Origin of the sequence: Bartonella sp. CL25QHWL, from assembly GCF_042195335.1 — a bacterium.
Taxonomy (GTDB): domain Bacteria; phylum Pseudomonadota; class Alphaproteobacteria; order Rhizobiales; family Rhizobiaceae; genus Bartonella.
This window is the reverse complement of record NZ_JBHIOE010000060.1, coordinates 1-1,165: the sequence shown is the minus strand read 5'-3', so window position 1 is coordinate 1,165 and position 1,165 is coordinate 1. Positions and strand designations below refer to the sequence as shown.

At 43.5% G+C, this 1,165-nt stretch carries 1 protein-coding gene; it reads left to right on the top strand.

From position 1 onward, the window contains the following. Window positions 1–60 precede the first annotated feature (60 nt). Entirely contained in the window at window positions 61–1,149 is a 1,089-nt protein-coding gene (locus ACFILY_RS09450) for a DUF3792 domain-containing protein (RefSeq protein WP_375637988.1), read from the top strand. Window positions 1,150–1,165 lie beyond the last annotated feature (16 nt).

The following is a 1,165-nucleotide window of genomic DNA, read 5'->3' as shown; positions in this document are numbered from 1 at the left end:
CTTTTGGAACATAATTTACAAAAAGGCATTGTATCTCCAGCATATTCAAGGAGATAAAACATGGAAACTCGCATTCCTGAAAACACACCATTTGATACAAATTTTTTAGGAGAAACATCTCTAGAAGAAAAATATTCACTCTTTCACACACCCATTTCATGGTCCGCAATCTTTGCGGGACTGGTGACAGCTCTTGCCACCTCAATCTGCCTTTCTTTTCTGGTCGCCGCTTTAGGCTTAAGCCAAATGGATTTCACCTCTTCAACCCCATTTGAAGGCTCTTTCCTCTCCTTTGGCGTGGGCTCTGTTATCGTTACACTGATTAGCCTAGCCTTGGGAGGCTTTGTAGCTGGACGTTTTGCTGAAACCTCAGGAACGCTTCATGGCTTTCTCACTTGGGCTCTCATAACATTGCTGATGACCCTCCAAGCCATCCACGTGGTTTCTAGTACAGCAAAGATAGGAGCTAAAACGGCTCTAGAAAACAGCTCCATGGTCCAACAAACCGTGGACAGCCTCAAAAACAATATTTCCCCCATACTTGCAAACTTAAACAGCGAAAGTCTTGAAAAGTTTTTTGCAAAAAATAGTGACAATGGCATCAATTTTGACCAGCTTTCGAGTGAATTGCGCACCCTTCTCAATAAAAGTGACATTCCTGCTCTCAACCCTGAGCGCTTAAAACAAACCTATCAAGCTGCACTCAATGATATTGGTTCTGCGATAACAGCTTTCAAAAATGATCCTTCTTACTATCGCACCACTTTAAAAAATCTTGGTGAGCGTCTGTCCGATCGTGTAGAAGATCTCACGACAAAATTTGATCGAAGTGATATCATCAATGCCCTTGTGACCGATGGCATGTCCCGTGCGGATGCACAAACAGCAGTCAACCGTGCCGTCCAACTCTATCAAAGCGCAGAAGAAAAGACCGAAAAAGCCATCAAAGTCCTTGAAGAACGGGCAGAAACACTCTCAGACAATCTTGAGGATACGATCAAGGGCGCCAAAAACACTGCGACTAAAGCCACAAAAACAGCCTCCAATATGGGGTGGTGGGGCTTTTTAGGCAGTCTGGTAGGCGCCATTATTTCCAGTGTTTTTGGCTATTATGGTTATAGAAGCCGTAAGGACACTTTCATGCTTTAAAACGTCTACCTTTAAA

Bases quoted from the DNA above. Each gene is read 5' to 3' on its own strand.
- ACFILY_RS09450 (WP_375637988.1), top strand. From the start codon at position 61: ATGGAAACTCGCATTCCTGAAAACACACCATTTGATACAAATTTTTTA.